This window comes from Rhodanobacter sp. Soil_C_14 (assembly GCF_057657335.1).
Genome location: NZ_JBDGIQ010000002.1, coordinates 623,226 through 639,218, shown reverse-complemented (window position 1 = coordinate 639,218; position 15,993 = coordinate 623,226). Strand labels below are relative to the sequence as shown.

The following is a 15,993-nucleotide window of genomic DNA, read 5'->3' as shown; positions in this document are numbered from 1 at the left end:
ATGACCGGGCTGGCTGGAATGTCTCTTTATTCGCTGAAAAGTGCAACGTTGTCAATTATGACCGGACGCGAGCGGACGAATCTCGCCCCCGGCGCGGCCGTCCAGACGTCCGAAACCGGTGTTTGTGTGGCGTTGCGTCAGCGCCTGGCCGCAGGATCGGATCGAGTGCTTTCGCTGTGCAGCAGCGCTTCGTCACGCAAAGTTGGACGCCGACGCAGGAGTGTCATGACAGCTATGTTGCGGCGCCGCAGAAGGCTTTGAAAAAATCGCATCGAACCCTGTTGACAACGTTGTCATTTTGACAGCAGACTCGGCCCTCATCAGCCCCGGCCAGGTGCGTCCATCGCATTGCCGACGCCAGCGGGCCAGACACGGGAGAGGGCAGTGGGGGAACGCGCCAACCAGCGCCATGCATCCGCGGCAACCGGCACGCCGCTGGGCGACGGCCTGTCGTCGAAAGGCGTCGGTCGTGCCGGCCCCGTTGCGGCGCAGCCGTTCCTGGCCGCCGATGTGGGCGGCACGCACGCGCGCATCGGCCTGGTGGTCGCGGCGCCGGGCGGGCAGTCGGTCAAGGTGCTGCATTACCACCGCTACAGCTGCGCGGACTGGTCCGGCCTGCCCGCGATGCTCGGCGACTTCGTGGCGCAGCTCGAGGCATCACCGCACGCGGCGCTATGCAGCCAGCTCAGCGATTGCGCGGTGGCCTGCGCGGGCTACGTGCTGGACGACGCCATCGTCAACGAGAACCTGCCGTGGCCGGTGTCGATCGGCGAGATCCGCGCCGCGCTCGGCATCCGCCAGCTGGCCGTGATCAACGACTTCGAGGCGGTGGCGTACGCCACCCAGTTCATCGGCGCCGACGACGCGATGTCGATCATCGAGAGCAGCCGACCCGCCACCCGCGGACCGGTGCTGGTGATGGGCCCGGGCACCGGCCTGGGTTCGGCGGTGCTGCTGCCGGGCCAGCCGCGCGCCCAGGTGCTGGCCACCGAGGCGGGCCAGATTTCGCTGGCGCCGGGCACCGAGCGCGAGATCGAGATCTTGCGCCTGTTCCGCCGCGAACGTTCGCACGTGTCGTTCGAGGACGCGCTGTCCGGCCCTGGCCTGCTCAAGCTTTACGGCGCGCTGTGCGAGTTGCGCGGTTGCACCGAGCGCCAGCTGACCCCGGCCGAGATCACCGCTGCCGCACTGGCCGGCAACGACGCCGCCGCGGTCGAGGCGCTGCAGGTCTTCTGCGGATTGCTGGGCAGTTTCGTGGGCGACCTGGTGCTGCTGTACGGCGCCCGCGCGGTGTACCTGGCCGGCGGCATCCTGCCGCAGATCCAGCCGTTCCTGCTGGCCAGCACGTTTGCCGAACGCTATTTCAACAAGGGCGTGATGCGCGCCTGGCTGCAACAGGTTCCGGTTCGACTGATCGAGCACGGCCAGCTTGGTGTCATTGGCGCCGCCGGCTGGTTTCTGGATGAGCACAAGGGAGATTGAGATGAGATTCCGTCCGCCATCCGGCGACACGGCGCCAAGCAAGTCACAACCAACGTCCGCGACCGTCATCAGCCGGTCCTGATTCAAGCCAGCCTCTGAGGGGAGGAGATCATGAATTACCGCAAGACATTGCTAGCAGCGAGCATCATCACCAGTCTGTGCGTATCCGGCGTGGCGTTTGCGCAGGACGCACAATCGACCGGCAACACGACCAGCACGACCCGGCAGAAGGACAAGGACGCCACCCAGCTTGGCACCGTCACCGTGGTGGGTATCCGCGACAGCGAGGCGGAGTCGCTGAACCTCAAGAAGGCCGCGGCGTCGCACGTGGAAATCGTCACCGCCGAAGACATCGGCAAGCTGCCGGCCAAGAACGTGGCCGATACGCTGCAGCGCCTGCCCGGCGTCAACATCAGCTCGTCCAGCGCTGCCGAAGGCGGCTTCGACGAGAACGATCGCGTCAGCCTGCGCGGCACCAACCCCAGCCTGACCCAGACCCTGGTCAACGGCCACACCGTGGGCACCGGTGACTGGTTCGTGCTGAGCCAGGTGCAGACCGTGGGCCGCAGCGTCAGCTACAGCCTGCTGCCGTCGGAAATCGTCAGCCAGGTCGTGGTGCACAAGACCTCCGAGGCGAAGATCGTCGAGGGTGGCGCGGCCGGCTCGGTCGACATCATCTCGCGCAAGCCGCTCGAGTTCGCCAAGAACATCACCGCCGAAGCGTCGATCGGCGGCGTCTACTCCGACCTGCCCAGCAACACCAAGCCGCAGTTCAGCGGGATGTTCAACTGGAAGAACGACAGCAACACCGTCGGCCTGCTGGTGCAGGGCTTCTACGAGAAGCGCAGCCTGCAGCGCAATGGCCAGGAAGTGGTTGGCGGCTACCAGCAGATTACCGCGGCCTCGGCACCGAACACCGTCGCGGCGCATCCCGAACTGGCCGGCATGTACTACCCGAACGAGATCGGCGCAGTGCTGTTCACCCAGACGCGCGAGCGCAAGGGCGGCGTGGTCGACCTGCAGTTCAAGCCCACCGACAACCTCACGCTCGACCTGAACGGCTTCTATTCCAAGCTCAAGGCCGACAACTACAACCGCAACTACATGATGTGGGCCAGCAGCGCGCTGGGCGGTGCGGGCGGCGGCGTGCTGACTCCGGGCGCGGTCAACAACAACGTGGTCACCAACGGCACGATCGCCGGTGGCACCAACGCCTATGGCGTCTATGACCAGATCTCCCGTCCGGGTGCTGCCTCCGAATCGAAGTTCCTCACCCTCGACGCCAACTGGCGGGTCTCCGATCACCTGACCCTGAAGGGCCAGGTAGGCAGCACCCGCGGCACCGGCAGCAGCCCGACCCAGGACGTGATCGAACTGGGTACCGCGGGCGGCGCGGGCGCCAGCTGGGACATGCGCGGCACCGGCAAGCCGATCAACTGGACGCTGGGCGGCGACAACGCCTCGCCGTCCGGCATCCTGCCCGGTTCCGGCTGGATCTTCGGCGGTCAGGGCATCAAGGTCACCGACAAGGAGAAGTGGGGCCAGCTCGACGGCGAGCTCGCGTTCGACGATGGCGCGTTCTCCTCGCTTGAGTTCGGCGTGCGTTACGCCGATCACACCCGCGAAAACCCGTTCGAAGTGGCGCAGGGGCCGAACTGGGCCACCGACTGGACCAATCCGGCGCTGTATCCGACCTCGCACCAGAACTATCCCGGCGATTTCGGCAACTCGGTGGGCGGCAGCTTCCCCGGCAACATCTGGTACTACACGCCGGGCCAGCTGGCGCAGATCGACTCGCAGTTCGCCAATCGTGATCCGGTCGGGCGGTTCTACTTCAACGACATCTACCGGGTGAAGGAGAAGGACACCGCCGCCTATCTGCAGATGAACTTCGAAACCGGCGCGGTCGCCGGCAACTTCGGCGTGCGCTACGTGCAGACCAAGGAAAACATCGGCTACAGCAGTACCGCGCCCGATGGCGACGCCAATACCGTGGAAGGTCCGATCACTGGCTCCGCCTTCGGCGACTACTACTGGAACACCTACAAGAAGACCCACAGCAAGTTCCTGCCCAGCGCGAACCTGCGTTACAGCATCAACGACGACCTGCTGCTGCGCGTGGCCGCCTCGCAGACGATGACCCGTCCGGACTACTCGGCGCTGGCCGGCTACGTTTCCGCCGACGATCTCACCCACACTGGCAGTGGCGGCAATCCGAAGCTCGATCCGCTGATCTCCAGCAACTTCGATGCGTCGCTGGAATGGTATTTCGCGCCGCGCGGCCTGCTGTCCGCCGGCGTGTACGCGATGAACCTGAAGGACTACATCAACTTCGGCAACGAGACACGCACGTTCAAGGACATGCAGGCCTCCCAGGCGGCTGGCCACGACGTGTTCAACGACTACCTGATCAGCGTGCCGCGCAACGTCAACGGCCAGGTGCGTGGCGTGGAGCTGAACTACATCCAGCCGGTCGGCGAGCACTTCGGCGTGCAGGGCAACTACACCTATGCCGATGGCCATGCCACGGGTGACGAGCCGTTGCAGGGCACCTCGAAGAACACCTACAACGTGTCTGGTTACTTCGAGAACAAGCTGCTGAACGCCCGCGTCAGCTACACCTATCGTTCGGAGTTCTACGCCGGTGTCAGCCGCACCGACACCTACTTCCAGCAAGGCATCGGCAGCCTGTCCGCTTCGCTGGGCGTGAACCTCACCGACTGGATGTCGCTGTCGCTGGACGCGATGAACCTCAATAACCCGAAGCTGAAGTACTACACCAAAAACGACGCCTACGGAAAACAGCCGTATGCGTTCTACGTGAACGGTCGCCAGTACTACCTGAACCTCCGCTTCAAGCTCTGATCCGCGTTTTCTGATCTGCGTGCTCTGATTTGCATGCAGAAAACGCGAGCCATGGATGGCGCAGCATCCTCCCCGAACGGGCCCGGGCAAGTCTTTCCGGGCCCGTTTTTTTGAGCAGGCCTTGCGTCCACGTCCATGGCATCCTGCGTGGACCATCCTGCGGAGACCGCCGATGACCTTGTCGACTATGCGCCGCCCGACCGTCCTGTTGCGCTGCATGCTGTTCGCCGCGACCTGGCTGCTGGCCAATCCGCTGCTGGCCCGGCCACCCGTCAACTCCTTGATTCCCCGGCCGGTCCAAGTCGACCCGGCAGAGGGACATTTCACCGTAGGCCCGGCCATGCCGATCGTGGTTGCCGACAAAAGCGCGGCAAGCCTGCGCACCGCGCAATGGCTGGCCGACCTCACCGGGCGCACGCGTGGCCTGAAACTCGCCGTGCACCAGCGCGCCGCCGCCACTGGCGAGATCGTGCTTCAGCTCGACCCCGGGCTCGCGCCGGCGAATGACGAAGCCTATGTGCTTGACGTGACGCCGCAAGGCATCAGGCTCGCAGCGCGCACCGACGCCGGACTGTTCCGTGGCGCGACCACGCTGTGGCAACTACTCACGCCCGATGCGAAGCACGGCGCGGTGCAGGTGCCGGCCTTGCACATCGCCGACCAGCCCCGCTTCGCCTGGCGCGGCCTGATGCTGGATTCGGTGCGCCACTTCCAGAGCGTGGACGAGGTGAAGCGCCTGCTCGACCAGATGGCCCAGCACAAGCTCAACGTGTTCCATTGGCATCTCACCGACGACCAGGGCTGGCGGATCGAGATCAAGCGTTACCCCGAACTCACCCGCATCGGCGCGTGGCGCACACCGCCGGACGCCGGCCACGACGGCGAACCGAAACGCTACGGCGGCTTCTACACGCAGGCGCAGATCCGCGAGGTGGTCGCCTATGCCACCGCGCGCCACATCACCATCGTGCCGGAGCTGGACATGCCCGGTCATGCACAGGCCGCGGTGGCCGCGTACCCGCAGCTCGGCGTCACCGGAAAGCGGCCGGAAGTGTCGGTCGACTGGGGCGTCAATCCGTATCTGTACAACGTGGACGATGCCACCTTCGACTTCATCGACAACGTGCTCGACGAAGTGCTGGCGCTGTTCCCCTCCAGATACATCCACGTTGGCGGCGACGAGGCGATCAAGGACCAGTGGCAGGCCTCGCCCGCCGTGCAGGCGAAGATGCGCGCGCTGGGCATCACCAGCGAAGACGCGCTGCAGGGCTGGTTCATCGACCGCATCGGCCAGTACCTCGACCGGCATGGCCGCAAGCTGATCGGCTGGGACGAGATCCTCGAAGGCGAGCACCTGCCGGCCGACGCCACGGTGATGTCCTGGCGCGGCACCGACGGCGCGATCAAGGCGACGATGATGGGCCACGACGTGGTGATGTCGCCCGCGCCTGCGCTGTACTTCGATCACGTCCAGGGCGACCTCGCCGACGAATACGCCGGGCGCATGGGCGTGGAATCGCTGCGCAGCGTCTACGCATTCCAGGTGGTGCCTGCCGTGCTGGGCCCGAAGCAAGCCGCGCATGTGCTCGGCGTGCAGGCCAACGTGTGGGCCGAGCACATTCCCACCTTCGCGCATGTGGAACACGCCGTGTTCCCGCGGCTGGATGCGCTCAGTGAAGTGGCGTGGTCGCCGGCCACCAGCGACTGGCCGGGCTTCCTCGCCCGGCTGCCGGCGCAGCTCGCGCGTTACCGGGCGCAGCATGTCGGCTATGCCGACAGCGCGTTCGCGGTGGACATCGCCATCGATCGCACGCTTGCCCTGGCCACCGGCAAGGCCACCGTCACGCTGTCGAACCAGACGGATTTCGGCACCATCCGCTACACGCTGGACGGCAGCGCGCCCACGCAGGCTTCGCCGCGCTACGACGCACCGTTCAACGTGACCCTGCCGACCACCGTGCGCGCGGCAAGCTTCGCCGCAGATGGCAGCGTGCTGGCCACCTCGCGCCAGCGTGTGCTGGATCGCGCCAGTCTGCTCGGCCTCGACGGCAACGACTTGCCGAACTGCCCCGGCAGCGATTTCCGCCTGCGCGTGCAACCGCTGCCCGATGCCGCCTCGGCGTCGCCGGTCTACAGCATCAACGTGTTCAACAGCTGCCAGCTGTATCCCGCCACGCCGCTGGATGGACTGCGCCGCATCCATGTCGAGGCGGTGCGGCTCGAACGCAACTTCGCGCTGGCGCACGAGCAGAAGCTGGTGGTGTCGCACCCGAACAGGACGCCGTTCGGCGAACTGGTGGTGCACCTGGACACCTGCGCCGGTCCGGTGCTGGCCAGCATGGCCTTGCCCGATCCCGCGCACAGCGCCCGCAACTTCACACTGGACGCGGCGCTGCCCGTGCAGCAGGGCGAACGCGCGTTGTGCCTGATCTACACCGCGCCGATCGACGGGCCGCTGTACGCGCTTGGTCGCGTGGCGCTGAGCCAGTGAGAGTGCGCCTGTCCGTGCGCCGTACGGCTCCCTCCCCTGCGCAGCAGGGGAGGGTTGGGGTGGGGTTCGCCTTTGATTTTCCCGGCGACCCTGAGCTACCCCCTCCCTTCCTCACCCTGGAAGGGGGAGGTATTCCGATGCTTTTGCGCTTTCGCTTTTGCCTTGCATGAAACGCCTCGCCTCCCTCGACGCGCTGCGCGGCTGCACCGTGGCCGCGATGCTGCTGGTCAACGATCCGGGTGACTGGGGGCATGTCTACTGGCCACTGGAACACTCGGCGTGGAACGGCTGCACGCCGACCGACCTGGTGTTTCCGTTCTTCCTGTTCGTGGTCGGCGTGTCGGTGGCGTTCTCGATCCTGCCGCGACTGGAGCAGGGCGCGACGCCCGAGGCGCTGATCCGCGGCGCGATGTGGCGTGCGCTGCGCATCCTGCTGCTGGGCGTGGCGATCAATGTGCTGGCGGCGCTGGTCATGCCGCAGGCCCACCTGCGTTTTCCCGGCGTGCTGCAACGCATCGGGCTGTGCTTCGCGGGGGTGGCGCTGTTCGCGGTGTACACGCGGCCGCGCACGCAGTGGACCGCCATCGCCGGCCTGCTGCTGGGCTATTGGGGTCTGCTGGTGCTGGGTGGTTCGCTGGAGCCGTGGACGAACATCGTCAGCCGTTTCGACAGCGCGCTGTTCGGCCGCTTCGTCTACCAGATCGATCCGGTGACCGGCCGCGGCCACGACCCGGAAGGTCTGCTCGGCAGCTTGCCGTCCCTGGCCAGCACCTTGCTGGGTTTGCGCGCAGGCTGCTGGCTGCGCCGCGGGAAAATCCGGACGCTGTTGCTGGCCGGTGTCGCCTGCCTTCTGCTTGGCGCGCTGTGGTCGCTGTGGTTGCCGCTGAACAAGAACCTGTGGACGCCGTCGTTCGTGCTGTGGACGGCAGGCTGGGCCACGCTGGCGCTGCTGGCGTTCCACTGGCTGATCGACCGTCGCGGCTGGCCCGCCCTGGGTCGCCGCTTCGGGGTCAACGCGATCGCCGCCTATGCCGGTTCGGAGCTGATGCAGATCGTGCTGCCCACGCTGGGCCAGGCGTCGTGGTACCGCACGTTGTTCGCCGACTGGATGACACCGCGCTTCGGTCCGTACGTGCCATCGCTGGCGTTCGCGGTGGTGTTCGTGGCGGTGTGGTGGTTGATCGTTCGGGCGATGGATCGCCGGCACATCCATCTCAAGCTCTAGCGCCGCCGCCGCATCGCCCGGACCAGCAGGATCATCAACGCCAGGCCAAGCGTCAGGCCGATGCCGCCGCCCCAGATGCCGCCGCCGTCGCCGCCCACCAGATAGCCAAGCCCGAAACCCAGCGGGAACAGCAGCAGCACCGGCAGGCAGCCCATCGCGTCAGCGCGCCGCGGCCACGGCTTCCGGCTGCGAGGGGGGATGGCGCAGCAACACCTGCTTCGCCAGCCGGGCATCGGCTGCCGACAACTCGATCAATGGCACGACCTTGCCGCCGACCAGCGCGGCGATCGGCATGCCGTCGCGATACAGCACGCGCGAGCCGGCCAGCGCCGGTACCTTGTCGCCGACCAGCACGGTGCCGACCAGGTTCAGCGGATCGCTGCCGCTGACGCAGACCAGCTCGCCGTCGTCCGCGCGCTGGCGAATCGCCCGCAGCGGCGCGATCGCCTCGGGCAGGGCGAACTGCTCGCCGACCAGGCCTTCGACGAAACGCCCGCCGCGGATTTCGCCGCGCGCCTCCAGCCGGTGATAGACGCGCAGCAGTTCGCGCCACGACGGCAGCCACGGCGCCTCGCGTTCCAGCAACTTCCAGAACACCACGCCGTAGCGGCGAAGCAGAGCACGTGCAACGTGCTCTGCTTCAGCTGAATCAAGCTGGCGCGAAGCGCCACGTTCGCCTCCTCTCCCCCTGGGGGAGAGGATTGAGGTGAGGGGCTGCTCTCCTCGCGAACCTTCTGACCTCCCCGCGAGCACCCGCCCCTCATCCGACCCCTTCGGGGCCACCTTCTCCCCGGTGGGGAGAAGGGAGGCGCCCCGCGCCAATGCCCAGCGCCCCGCATCCTCGATCCCGCCGAACGCGTGCCGGCGCATGCGCCGATGCCGTACGCCGTCGCGCTTCGCCGCTGGCAGCAGCAGGGCGCGCAGGCCGGCGAAGCTGTCGGCGCTGATCCGGCCGGCGGCGACCAGTTCGCCCAGTGCGTCTTCCAGCTCCGTCCGCAGCAGGCGGGTGTCGGCCAGCAGTTCGTCGAAGAACAGCGCGCCATGTTCGCGCAGCGCGTCGGCCACGGCCTGGGCGCGCGAGGACAGCAGGATGTCCTGCGGATCGCCCGCGGCGACGGCCGTCCAGACGGCCATCTCCCGTCGTGGCAGCAGCACGATCGGCGTGCTGCGCACCGGCCCGCCGCCGCCGCCGCTGCCGGTGCGCAGCCGGCTCCAGGCGATGCGGCCGGAACGGCACAGCTCGTCCAGCCAGCTGATCGAGTAATCGCCCACGCGCGCTGGCAGGATCTCCGCTTCCCACGCGCCAGCCGCAGCCTCGTAACCCTCCAGTTGCGCCAGCGTGACAACCAGCGCATCGGGGCCGTTCAAGCGGTTGGCCGCCGACACGTGCTGCCAGTCGAACAGGAAACGCATCAGCGCGCGCCGGCTGACCGGCTCGATCTCGCGGCGCAACCGGCCGATGGTGTAGCGGTGGATGCGCGCCAGCAGATGCCGCTCGCACCATTCGGTGTCGCTCGCATCGGCGGTGAAGCGGCCCTGCATCACGTAGCCTTCGGACTGCAGCCGCAACAGCGCCTGCTCGATCTCGCCCGCGTCGACGTGCATCGACTGCGCCAGCTCGCGCACGGTGACCGGGCCGAGCCCGCCGAGACGGTGGCGCACCAGTTCCAGCAGGGCGTCCTCGCGCGGCCACGCCTGCGCGGCGTATTCGGCGGGCGCCGTGATCGGGGGCTGCATGGTGGCTGCGGGGTGCAGGGCCTGCCACAGCGGCAGCAGCTCGGCGGTCGTCCATGCGTCGCCGAGTCGGGTGGCGCGGCTCGCCCTGGCGAGCGTCTGCAGTCGCTCGTCCCAGCCGATGTTCGCGTCCGCTTCCGCGGTCGTCACGAAACCCAGCAAGGTCAGCGCCTCGTGCATCTCGTCGGCATCGCGCACCTGCGGCCACGCTTCCTCGCGCACCGCGGCGATCGCGTCGGGATCGAGCCGGCCCAGGTCGTCGGCGCTGTCGGCGTTCCAGCGACGGTTCTGCACGGCCTGGGTGCGGCGCTCTTCCAGCGGCGCATCGTCGAGGAAGGCATACGGTGCCGCGTTCAACACTTCGGCGGCGAGCGGGCTGGGTGCGGTCAGGTCGCGCGCCACGATGGCGATCTCGCCGGCTTCGAGCTGGCGCAGGATCGCCAGCAGCCCATCGACGTCCATCGCCTCGCGCAGGCAGTCGTGCATGGTCTGGTTGACCAGCGGGTGATCCGGCACCTCGCGCTCGCCCACGATGTTTTCCAGGCAGGCGACCTGGTCGGGGAACACCGCGGCGAGCAGGTCTTCGCTCTTCATCCGTTGCAGCGGCGGCGGGGTCTTCTTGCCGCCGGTGAAGCGCGGCAGCGCCAGCGCGGTCACTGCGTTCCAGCGCCAGCGTGCGGGGAACAGCGGGGCGTCGAGAAGGGCCTGCACCAATACGTGCTCGGCGGTGTTCGAGTGCAGGTAATGCGCCACTTCCTCCAGCGGAAAACTGTGGCTGGTCGACAGCGACAGCACGATCGCATCCTCGGTCGCCGCCGCCTGCAGCTCGAAGTTGAACTGGCGGCAGAAGCGCTTGCGCAACGCCAGTCCCCACGCGCGGTTGATGCGGCTGCCCCACGGCGTGTGGATCACCAGCTGGGTTCCGCCGGACTCGTCGAAGAAGCGCTCCAGCACCAGGGTGTGCTGGCTGGGGAGGACGCCGAGTGCGGCTTTGGCGCGGGCGAGGTAGTCGGCCAGTTGCTGCGCGGCTGCTTCGCCAAGGCCCAATGATTCGCGCAGCCACGCCACCGCCGTCGGTACGCCGCCGGCATCGAGCTGTACGGAGATTTCCTCGCGCAATCGCGACACGCCGAACGACAGCTCGTTGCTGCGCCCGGGCGCCTCGCCCAGCCAGAACGGAATGCTCGGCGGCGCGCCGTGCGCATCCTCCACCCGCAAGCGGTCGCGCTCGACGCGCTGGATGCGATAGCTGGCGTTGCCCAGCTGGAAGATGTCGCCGGCCATGCTCTCGACCGCGAAATCCTCGTTCACCGTGCCCACGATGATCGCCTGCGGTTCCAGCACCACCTTGTAGTCGGCGGTCTCGGGAATGGTGCCGCCGGAAGTCAGCGCGGTGAGCCGCGCGCTGCGCCGCGGGCGCAGTTGGCGGTTCACCGCATCGCGATGGATGTACGCCGCGCGCGGTCCCTGCCGCGTGGTGAAACCTTCGGCCAGCATGCGCACCACGGCGTCGAAATCCGCGCGCGAAAGATCGCGATACGGATACGCGCGGCGCACCAGTGCGTACAGCGCGTCCTCGTCCCACTCGGCGCAGGCGACTTCGGCCACGATCTGCTGGGCCAGCACGTCCAGCGGCTGCGGTGGCAGGATCAGCGCGTCCAGCTCGCCGCGGCGCACGCAGTCGAGCAGGGCGGTGCATTCGATCAGGTCGTCGCGGGTGGCCGGGAACAGCCGTGCCTTCGGCGTGCCGTCGATGCTGTGGCCGGAACGGCCGGCGCGCTGCAGGAAGGCGGCGATCGAACGCGGCGAGCCGAGCTGGCAGACCAGGTCCACCTCGCCGATGTCGATGCCCAGCTCCAGCGAGGCCGTGGCCACCAGCACCTTCAGTTCGCCGCGCTTCAGCCGCTGCTCGGCGTCCAGCCGCAGCTCCTTGGCCAGGCTGCCGTGGTGGGCGGCCACGTGTTCCTTGCCCAGCCGCTCGGACAGGTGCCGCGCGGCGCGCTCGGCCATGCGCCGGGTGTTGACGAAGACCAGGGTAGTGCGATGCGCCTCCACCAGTTGGGCGAGGCGGTTGTAGACCAGCTCCCAGCTGTCGTTCGACATCACCGCTTCGAGCGGGACCGGGGGCACTTCGATGGCGAGGTCGCGGGGGCGGGTGTGGCCCACGTCGATGATGGCGCAGCCATCATCGACGAAATCAACATGGTTGTTGACCTTGATTTTCTCCTTGGCCAAGGGAGAGGGCGCCCCGACCAGAAAGTCGGCGATCTTTTCTATGGGCTTCTGCGTCGCCGACAACCCGATCCGCAGCAACCGCCGCTGGCACAGCGACTCCATCCGCTCCAGCGACAGCGCCAGGTGCGAGCCGCGCTTGCTGCCGGCAATGGCGTGGATCTCGTCGACGATCACCGAGCGCACGCCCGACAGCATCGCGCGGCCGGATGCGGAGCCCAGCAGCACGTACAGCGACTCGGGCGTGGTCACCAGGATATGCGGCGGCACCTTGCGCAGCAGAGTCCGCTCGACCTGCGGGGTGTCGCCGGTGCGCACCGCGGTGCGGATCGCCACGTCGGGCAGGCCGAGTTTTTCGAGTTCGGCGCGGATGCCTTCCAGCGGCGCTTCCAGGTTGATGTGGATGTCGTTGGACAGCGCCTTCAGCGGTGACACGTAGAGCACGCTGGTGGTGTCAGCCAGCACGCCGCCATGGGTCGCGCCTTCGCGCACCAGTTCGTCGATCGCGGCGAGGAAGGCGGTCAGCGTCTTGCCCGAGCCGGTGGGCGCGGCGACCAGGGTGTGGCTGCCCGCGCGGATCGATGGCCACGCTGCCGCCTGCGCCGCGGTGGGCGCAGGAAAGGTGCGGCGAAACCAGGCGGCGACGGCCGGGTGGAATGCGTCCAGCGGGCAGGAGTCGTTGCGCATCGGTGCGGATTCGCGTGACGTTCGGGAAGTGCTCACCGGTCATATATGGGGCCTTGCGGGCCCGAGTCCACCGGTCCGACGGCCATTGTCATGACTTCGGCCGATCGCCGCCATCAGCCCGCCGATGCAGCGCCGGACCTGTCATGGCAGTATTCGGAATCGGCAGTATCCAGATTCGGCCGTCACAGCCAGGGGCCCGCGGGGGGAATCCGGTGGCGGCGTTGATGCGAAGGACACTCATGCACGTAATGGAATCGCCGCGGCGGAAGCCCGGCTTCATGCGCACGGCCTGCAGCCGGTTCGCGCTCCTTGCCCTGGTGAGCCTGTTCGCTGCGGCCGCCAGCCATGCGGCCAGTCTCGATCCGGCCGTGTTGCCGAAGATCCAGGCGGCCACCTTCGAAGTGGTGGCGGCCAAGCCGGTCAAGGACCCGCTGACCTACGAGAAGCCGCTGCCGCTGGAGCTGCTGCCGTTCCAGGAGCGCAACGACAAGTATTACTCGATCGGCACCGCTTTCGCGCTGGGCAACAACCGCTACGTGACCGCGGCGCATGTGCTGCAGGTGGGCATCGACAGCCTGTGGGGCGAGCCTGCGCTGCGCGATGCCGGCGGCCATGTGTATGCGATCGGCAAGATCGAGAAGTATTCGCTGCAGCAGGATTTCGTGGTGTTCAGCCTGGCCACGCAGCCGGCGCAGGCCGCCGCGCTGGAGGTGGACACCACGCCCAGCCTCAACGGCGTGGTCTACGCGGTGGGCAATGCGCTCGGCACCGGCGTGGTGATCCGCGACGGCCTGTACACCTCCGACACGCCGGAGGACCAGGACGGCCGCTGGAAGTGGATGCGCTTCTCCGCGGCGGCATCGCCGGGCAACAGCGGCGGTCCGCTGCTGGACGCGAACGGCAAGGTCATCGGCATCGTGCTGATGAAGTCGCAGAACGAAAACCTGAACTACGCGCTGCCGATCGGCCGCGTGCTGGACGCGCCCGATCACGTCGCCTCGATCGACCAGCGCATGCCCTACCAGTTCGACGTGTTCGACACTACGCTCAGCAACACCTTCAAGGCCGAATTCAGCTTGCCGCTGAGCTTTGCCGACTTCAGCGCGGCCTTCCAGCAGCGCTTCAACGCCTATGCCGACAGCCAGCTCAAGGCCTTGCTGGCGAAGGAGCCGGAGCGGCTGTTCCCGCGCGGCCAGGGCTCCAACGAACTGCTGCATTCGACGCCGTCGATGGACGACTTCCCCTCGCTGATCACCCGCGACAATGACGGTACCTGGAGCCTGGCGAAGAAGGAGGGCGGCAAGACCAGCCTGCCCAACAACGGCTACGTCACGCCGGGCGTGGTCGGGCGCAACCTGCTGTTCCACGTGCGCCGGCCCGACAACGTGACGGCCGCCGCGCTGTACCGCGACCCGGTCAAGCTGATGGACATGATCGCCAGGGTCGGCTTCCTCACCCGCAACGTCGGCCCCGAGCAGGTGCGCATCACCTCGCTGGGCAAGCCGGTGCGCGACACGCTGTACACCGATGCCTGGCAGCGCCGCTGGCAGGTGCGGGTATGGCCGATACCGGCCGAGAACGCGGTGGTGATGAGCTTCGCCCTGCCGGTGCCGGACGGCTACGCGGTGCTGATGCGGATCGCCCCGGCCAGCCAGGAGCACGACTTCCTGATCAACCTGCAGGCGCTCACCGACTTCTTCTACGTCACCTACGACGGCAGCCTGGCCCAGTGGCAGGATTTCCTGAAGCAGAAGGACCTGCTGCCGGCGGCGTTCGACGACATCCGCATCGACATCGACTACGGCCATCGCTTCGCCTACAGCTCGAAGCGGCTGCGCTACGCCTATACCCCGGCGCTGCAGAAGATCGACAAGGACAGCATGCTCACCATCGGCTTCAGCTACTTCCTCGACCACGGCAAGGTGGTGTGGGACGTGACCGACGTGTGGCAGGCGGCCAGTGCGCACGACAAGTACTGGAGCAATTTCGCCCGCGTGGTGGTGCCGTCGGACGACCTCAACGACGACTACAAGAGCAACTGGAGCAAGATCAGCAACCGCCAGCGGCCGTTCGATGGCGTGCCGCGCAGCGAGAACGACGTGATGAAGATCAGCAGCGTGCTGGCCGCGCCGGGCCAGGCCAGGCCCGACGTGTTGTACACCGTCTACCACTACGCCGAGGGCAGCCACCCCGCCGCCGAAATGAAGGCCAAGCTCGATCTGCTGCTGAAGGACGCCCGGGTCACCGAGCACTGAGCTTCGGGCGCATCGGCCGGTGGTGACGACACCGGCCGATCCGGCTACGGTATCCCGTTGAAACAGGCGAGGAGGATGCGGGTGGAACGACGGGTACGGGCGCCGACGCCGGATGCGCCGACGCAAGACGACAGCAGCATCAGCTGGCTGGAGATGGCCGACGGCCAGCCGCTGTGCCTGCGTGACTGGCCGCTGGCGCAGCCGCGTGGCGCGGCGCTGATCGTGCACGGGCTGGGCGAACACAGCGGGCGTTACCAGCGCCTGGCAGCGTGGTTCAACCAGCGCGGCCACGCGGTGCGCAGCTACGACCAGCGCGGCCACGGCCACAGCCCGGGGCGGCGCGGTGCCCTGCGCCAAGCCGACGACCTGCTGGAGGATCTGGCCACCGTCTACAACGACTACGCCGCCAGCCAGCCGCACCCGCCGCTGCTGCTGGGCCACAGCATGGGCGGCCTGGTCGCGGCGCGCGCGGTGCTGGATGGCCGGGTCGCGCCGCCGGCGCTGGTGTTGTCATCGCCGGCGCTGCGCAGCTGGGAGTCGCCCCGGATGATCGCGCTGGCCCGGCTGCTCAGCCGGCTCGCGCCGAACCTGCCGCTGCGCAACGGGCTGGACGCCAACAAGCTGTCGCACGAAGCCGGCGTGGTCGCCGCTTACCGCAGCGACCCGCTGCGCCACGGCTGGATCACCCCGCGACTGGCCGACTTCATTTTCCATGCCGGGGCCGCCTGCATCCGCGACGCCGCCGGCCTGGCGGTGCCGACCCTGCTGCTGGTCGCCGACAGCGATGCGCTGGTCGATCCCTCCGGCAGTCGCTCGTTCGCCCGCAAGGCGGCCGGCAGCGGCCAGCTGACCACCCGCTTCTTTTCCACGCTGTACCACGAGCTGTTCAACGAGGCCGAGCCGGGGCGCAGCCAGGTGCTGATGCAACTGGCCGACTGGCTGGGCCGGCAGGATCTCGCGGCGGCTCCGTAGAGGACCTCGCGGGGAAGCGCGCTGCGGCCCGTTTTCGACGGGCCGGCTGG

General features: G+C 67.9%; 8 protein-coding genes. 6 read left to right on the top strand and 2 right to left on the bottom strand.

Features of this window, described 5'->3' with window-relative positions; genetic code table 11:
• Positions 1-384: 384 nt before the first annotated feature.
• The 4 genes from AC3A56_RS08300 to AC3A56_RS08285 all read left to right on the top strand — a co-directional run bounded on the left by AC3A56_RS08300 (position 385) and on the right by AC3A56_RS08285 (position 8,063).
• On the top strand, positions 385-1,482 hold the full coding sequence (locus tag AC3A56_RS08300; RefSeq protein ID WP_487769994.1) for a glucokinase: 1,098 nt from the start codon (positions 385-387) through the stop codon (positions 1,480-1,482).
• Positions 1,483-1,593: 111 nt separating this feature from the next.
• Entirely contained in the window at positions 1,594-4,347 is a 2,754-nt protein-coding gene (locus AC3A56_RS08295; RefSeq protein ID WP_487769993.1) for a TonB-dependent receptor, read from the top strand.
• Positions 4,348-4,519: 172 nt separating this feature from the next.
• Complete coding sequence (locus tag AC3A56_RS08290; RefSeq protein WP_487769992.1) at positions 4,520-6,838, top strand: beta-N-acetylhexosaminidase; 2,319 nt, start codon at positions 4,520-4,522, stop codon at positions 6,836-6,838.
• A gap of 166 nt (positions 6,839-7,004) precedes the next feature.
• Positions 7,005-8,063, top strand: coding sequence for an acyltransferase family protein (locus AC3A56_RS08285; RefSeq protein ID WP_487769991.1), 1,059 nt, complete (start codon positions 7,005-7,007; stop codon positions 8,061-8,063).
• On the opposite strand, the gene AC3A56_RS08280 is transcribed toward AC3A56_RS08285, so the two are convergent.
• Positions 8,060-8,218 carry a hypothetical protein gene (locus AC3A56_RS08280; protein WP_487769990.1) on the bottom strand — a complete coding sequence of 53 codons (159 nt, stop codon included), beginning with the start codon at positions 8,216-8,218 and terminating at the stop codon, positions 8,060-8,062. The two genes, AC3A56_RS08285 and AC3A56_RS08280, sit on opposite strands and share 4 nt — an antisense overlap.
• 4 nt (positions 8,219-8,222) lie before the next feature.
• On the bottom strand, positions 8,223-12,716 hold the full coding sequence (locus AC3A56_RS08275) for a DEAD/DEAH box helicase (RefSeq protein WP_487769989.1): 4,494 nt from the start codon (positions 12,714-12,716) through the stop codon (positions 8,223-8,225).
• 278 nt (positions 12,717-12,994) lie between these two features.
• Between AC3A56_RS08275 and AC3A56_RS08270 the strand changes: the two genes are divergently transcribed.
• Both AC3A56_RS08270 and AC3A56_RS08265 read left to right on the top strand, forming a co-directional pair.
• Complete coding sequence (locus AC3A56_RS08270) at positions 12,995-14,971, top strand: S1 family peptidase (protein ID WP_487769988.1); 1,977 nt, start codon at positions 12,995-12,997, stop codon at positions 14,969-14,971.
• An 81-nt stretch (positions 14,972-15,052) separates the two neighbouring features.
• Positions 15,053-15,943 (top strand): lysophospholipase, encoded by an 891-nt coding sequence (locus tag AC3A56_RS08265; RefSeq protein ID WP_487769987.1) that lies wholly within the window; start codon positions 15,053-15,055, stop codon positions 15,941-15,943.
• Positions 15,944-15,993 lie beyond the last annotated feature (50 nt).